The sequence below is a fragment of the Paenibacillus sp. P4_A7 genome (genome assembly GCF_056402455.1).
Genome location: NZ_JBFUHJ010000354.1, coordinates 1 through 5831 on the forward strand (window position 1 = coordinate 1; position 5831 = coordinate 5831).

Here is a 5831-nt window from a genome sequence, read left to right on the forward strand (position 1 = left end):
ATATTATATGTCGTTTTAGGAATCGGATTTTTCAGGCCGATCGGCACCAAGTCGCAAGATAGATGCTGAACCTGAAACGGAAGTTCACTTAATGGATTATCCAGGCATCAATGAGATGGCGATAAAAGCTCTGCTGTCGCATTTCAACAATAATCCATTCGAGGCGATTAACCGTGATTCCGCAATAATTCGGATTCCGGAGAGCATTTGTAAGCAAGCAGTGGATTCAATCGATGATGAAAACATGAATTTTTCCTCCATTGAGACTTATATTAATCGTGAATTACGTAAACGGAAGTTGCCAGGGAAATTCAATATTGAGCAGTTGCTTGAAGAAGTTGTGGAGCCCACAGTTTCCGATGTCATAAATTATCTCAATGAGTATCGACTTGCAGGTTTATATGACGAGCTTTATGAGCTTTGGAAAAATAAACTCTTGACGGATAAGCATGAGTTTTATTTGTATTTTTATGATATAGGCAACGAGGAGCAACGGTACCCAGTTTTCTATCTTCCACTTTCAATTGAGCAAAATGAGCAAGGTGCATTTTCCATTGAATTCGATTCTGTGTTGCTCATTAATAAGAAGGCGATTGAATACGTGACTGGTTTATATGCGGAAGAACAAAAGAAGGACTGGCACGTTGAGCTTCCACCGCGGCATATTTATTTGGCCAATTTTCAAAATCCAACGGAATTCATTACTTATCTTCAAAGCATTGTCAGCGAATTAACTAATTTCCTGGGGCTACGGGCATTCGATCTTAACTTAATACAGGATTCTGAGTTGAAAAATAAAAACGGTAAATACGAGATTACGAATCAATGTTACCTAGTACTAGCTGACAAATCAGATGAATCATTGCTAAATGATTACGAGGAATTATTAACTTTGCTCCAGTCCGGTGAGAACTCCGAGGCATTGGCTCTATTTAACAAGCTCAGTGAAGACTTCCTGGTTCGTAACCCCAAGTCCTATGCTCGTGTCATTGAAGAGGATTATGAGAACAAGACCTGTAGTGAGAGGCTTAGCTATACGAGTCCTATCCCACTAAACAAAGAGCAAATCCAAGTGCTTAAGGCGATTGACACAGATGGATGTGACCGGATCATTATCGAGGGTCCTCCTGGTACTGGAAAAAGCCATACGATTACGGCCATCATTTTTAATGCACTAATGAGCGGGAAATCGGTCCTGATGGTCAGCGACAAGAATGAAGCTTTGAATGTCGTAGAGGACAAGATAAACTCTGTATTGGACAAAATGAAGCTGGAAGACTTCGTACAGAATCCGATTCTGCGCCTTGGCAAGAAGGATTCGAATTTCGCTGGTATTTTCAAAACCGTCAATTATGAGAAAATCAAAACCCGGCATGGGGCATACCGCAGACACAAGGAACAGGTCGAATCCGAAATTAAAGAAACCCATACCAAAATGAAAAATGATATTGAGAGTGAAATTGAGTCCCAATACTTCCTTCATTCGGATCAAGTTCAAAAGTATGTTGCTTATGAATTGACTTTCGAACAGAAATGGAAGAGTCGGTTAGATTTAGCTGAGCTAAGTGATGGTAAGAAACCGCAGCTACTTTTTGATCTGTGGAGATCGTTATCCGGAATTCTCCATGAATTGGATCAGTTAAAAGAAATGAGTCAAATCAAGTTTCATTTTGATGAAATGACTTTTGACAAATGGAGATCCGATATCGAAGCACTTTTGAGGGAACTGCAACCAATTCATACAAACTTGAATAAGGAAGAGAAAAACTTCAAGTTTCTTCGTGTTATTGAAGCAGCAAAAGTTCAAGTTTTGGATCAATCCATGAAGGAACTCAATGAGCTAAGAAATCCTTTGTTCGGCTTTCTATTTGTCGGGAAAAAGATCAAGGCTCTGGAGCAACATCTATATGAAGAGTTTTTCGGAGTTGAGAAATTCCCAATAAAAGCGGAACGAACGGCGCTTCAAAATGAACTCCAGTTTTATAAACAGTCATCTAAACTGGAACAGAAGTGGAAAAATGAAACTATTGATCTTTTCAAGGTACTTCGTGATGGCACATTGTCGGTTGTCATCGGGTTGCTGGAGAACATTGTAAGCCAGATCCGGGAAGTGGAGAAGGCGAAAAAGAATCTTGTAATGACTATTCAAACTCTTGGAATGGATTCGGATYAGCTGGATAATGAACTGCTCTGGTCTTTCGCCAGAACCTCCGAAGAAGAAATACAAAGTGTAGTGGCATCCTTGCAAACTCATTACTTTATTAATAAAGAAAACGAGCCGCCGGCTAATCTTTATGTAGAGCAACGTGGGACCTTAGAGAATAGGCTCATCTTGAAGATGACCAATATTCTGGATGACAGTGTCGTACAATTCCGTGAGAATTACAGGAATGATGCCGAGGAGCTGCGCAAGATCTTTCGTGCTAAGAAAAAGATACCCAAGCATCTGCTGGACCCTTTAGTGCAAGCTTTTCCTTGTCTCATTGTTGGGATTCGAGAACTTGGAGAGTTTATACCATTGGAAGCGAATCTATTTGATGTAGTGATTATTGACGAGGCCTCTCAGGTGAATATTGCTCAAGCTTTTCCAGCTATCATTCGCGGTAAGAAAACAGTCGTCCTAGGGGATACCAAGCAGTTTGCGAATGTGAAGTCACATAACGCCTCTACCAGAGAAAACAACGCCTTATTCAATCGGGTACGAGACGCTTTCAAGAAGGATATCGTTAAACGCCCTGAATCTGAGCGTGRGAGTCTAGAGATGAAGATCGAAAATTTCAATATCAAGAACTCCATTCTCGATTTTATGAAAAATATTCCCAATTACGAGTGCAGCCTGAAGAAGCACTTTAGGGGTTATATTGAGCTCATCAGCTATTCAAATAAGAACTTTTATCAGGATTCCCTACAAGTGATGAAGATACGTGGTGTTAGTTTGAACGAAGTGCTGCAATTTCATGTCATCCAGGCGGATCCACGTAAAGAAAGGATAAAAAACACAAATACCGATGAGATTCACTATATTCTTGAGGAGCTTGATCGGTTGAAACAAATGAATTATCAAGGAACGGTTGGAATCATCACACCGTTCACTAATCAGCAGAAGCTGCTGACAAGCAGGATTCTGGCTTCTAAGGATTGGGAGTACTACATGGAGAAGTTTCACCTCAAGATCATGACGTTTGACTCCTGCCAAGGAGAAGAAAGGGATATTATATACTACTCCATGGTTGAGAAGCTGGGTGAGGATAGTCTGAAGTACATATTCCCTGTTAGGTTGGATAAGGCTGCGGAAGAGGAAAATGGATCGCTTAAAGCGCAACGACTGAATGTGGGTTTAAGTCGTTCGAAAGAAAGCATTCGATTTGTGCTGAGCAAAGAACCGGAGGAAATCCAACATGAGGCAGGCAGGGTTCTTCAATATTTCAAAAACATGCTCCGAGGTCCGGATGAGGCTAGATTGTTGGAACAAACAGACAGTAGATCCAAAATGGAGCCCATGGTCCTGCAATGGATCTTGCAGACGAAGTTTTATAAACAAAATAAGGAGTACATAGAGATCATCCCTCAGTTTGATATTGGCAGGTATATCAAGCAATTAGATCCTATGGCTACGATACCGGCTTACCGAACCGATTTCCTATTGATCTACCGAAAACCAGGTGATCGGGCGCGTACTGTGATAATTGAATATGATGGTTTTGAGTTTCATTTTAAGCCCAGTGATTCGATTAATGAGTTTACCTACTCACGGTACTATGTGGAGTCTGACGTAGAGCGCCAGAAAACGATTGAATCCTACGGGTACCCCTTTATCCGTCTTAACAAGTTCGTTATTCGTGACAACCCATTGCAGTATTTGGATCGACAATTTGCTCGTACATTTAAGTTAGTGGAAGCAGAAGAAGAGGATGATCTGCGCAAGGAAGTCGCGGAAACATATGAGAAAATCGAGAGCAAGCAAATTAAGAAATGTGGAAAATGCGCTCAAATGAAGGATTTGTCTGAGTTCTATGACCCTCATTTAGCCACCCTGTATGGACGGAACTGTAAGACATGCAAAGGCAAGGATATGGTACGATCCAAATAATGAAAAAAGCAGTTGAGGAGCTTCCTCTTCTGCTTTTTCTCATTCAGATGATTCTTTAAGGATTGTTTTTGCCTGTTAAAATTAAAAGCGTATTATTGAAATGAAGATCCAAGAATCAATGGTAAAAAAACTATTTCAATGCTGATGGAAGGTTAACAAAAAACGAAAGTTTAATATGTACTCACACTTTCATTTTTTAATTTAATAGGGCAGCATTTTAAGAAGCTTAACTTGGTGGAACTCTGCTTTTATCTTCTTGATATGATATATCTGCCATTAGGTCGCTCTTTTAACATAATTTTATTTGCATCAATAATTACCTTTAAAAGAGGTTTTGTTGTTTGTTGAATAACGGATTTAGATGCATTTAATGCAAAACCTTTAAAGATGAGGAGGCTATAAAGCCCAAGCCTCCTAATATCAACAATTGCTTCGCCATACTCACTATGTAGTTCATCTTCAGTCATGTTGGCTGCTATATACTCAAGAAATAAATTTTTCTTTTGACAATAATATATAGTCCTAGTTAGTTTGTCATAAAATTTCTTTGGGGTGGCCTGGCCTACGTGTATCTCATATATATCTCCATTTTTCCGGAAGCCTCCGATACTGTAATTTTCATTATTTCGTTGCTTTTTTTGGGATAATGCTTTATGGAAATAGAGGTATATTCCGACGAAATAAACTAGAGAACTTGACAGTATAACAATATTTATTGGAGAGCCGTTTAATAAACAAAAGGCAATATAACAACAGAGGATAGCAGATATACTGCTGCGCCATTCAAAGGATGTAAAGAAGGCTAAGGCGATTATTAAAGAGGTTTTAAAGAGGTTTTTAAAGACTAAACTAAAGGAGCATACCTCGCCACCATCCAGTCCTAAGAAGTGTGAAGTTTGTCCCTCACATTTGCAAATGAATAACCATATCCCATTGTCAAGCAACAACCATTTTTCGAAGAAACGAAAAAAGGGACTTACATAATTATAGTCCCTTTTTTGTCTATTTACCGAACGATCTAAGATCAAGGCACTTTTATAGACTAAGCGGCAGACGCAGCACCTTAGAAAACGATCAGCAAACTGTTAGCCGCTTGTACAATCCCCTTTGTTATCGTGTCAATGGCATCCGTTTTTATTGCTTCGGATATGTTTAACATTTTAATTTGCTTAATCGCCGCTTTTCCTGCATTCATCAATTCCAGAAGCAACTGCGTTTGCTCTTCGTGCGTTGTCGCGACGTTAAGCTTACTTTGTACTTCACCCAGTTTGCTTTCGAAATCATTCATGATGCTCTGGAAAATTATTGATGGGTCTTTGTCAGCGATTATGGTCACTTCTTTCTGGAAAATAACTTTATTCTCCCCGCTATTTGGGTTGACGATAGCCGCCTGAATAACCGCGGTTGCAATATTCGCCTGTTCAGGAATGGAGGCGGTGCCGTCTGGCGTGATATTGAAAAGAGAACTTCCGGATACCTTTTTCCATACCAGTGCTTGCGTCGGAATGTCAATAGAGGCAACCTTTAAACTGTAATTACGCTGATAGCCGCCGCTGCTAAGTTTAACCGATGCCTGTGCCATTGATCGGATATAGGCAACTGTCCATGCATAGGCGGCTGGTTCGTCATGTTTCAGCTTTTTCTGGAAATTCATTATTGTAGACTGAACATCATAAGGAGTGATGTTAAGATTCCTCAAAATCTTGCTTATTTTGTAATAGGTTGATTGACTAAGCTGATT

The 5831-nt window shown here is 39.8% G+C and carries 3 protein-coding genes; 1 reads left to right on the forward strand and 2 read right to left on the reverse strand.

The features are described 5' to 3' along the window. The first annotated feature begins 91 nt into the window (after window positions 1-91). Window positions 92-4090 (forward strand): AAA domain-containing protein, encoded by a 3999-nt coding sequence (locus tag AC1DWN_RS26000; RefSeq protein ID WP_477561792.1) that lies wholly within the window; start codon window positions 92-94, stop codon window positions 4088-4090. 248 nt (window positions 4091-4338) lie between these two features. On the opposite strand, the gene AC1DWN_RS26005 is transcribed toward AC1DWN_RS26000, so the two are convergent. Continuing rightward, entirely contained in the window at window positions 4339-4557 is a 219-nt protein-coding gene (locus tag AC1DWN_RS26005; protein WP_477561793.1) for a hypothetical protein, read from the reverse strand. A gap of 596 nt (window positions 4558-5153) precedes the next feature. Continuing rightward, the coding region (locus AC1DWN_RS26010) for a hypothetical protein (protein WP_477561794.1) at window positions 5154-5831 on the reverse strand (678 nt) is incomplete at its 5' end.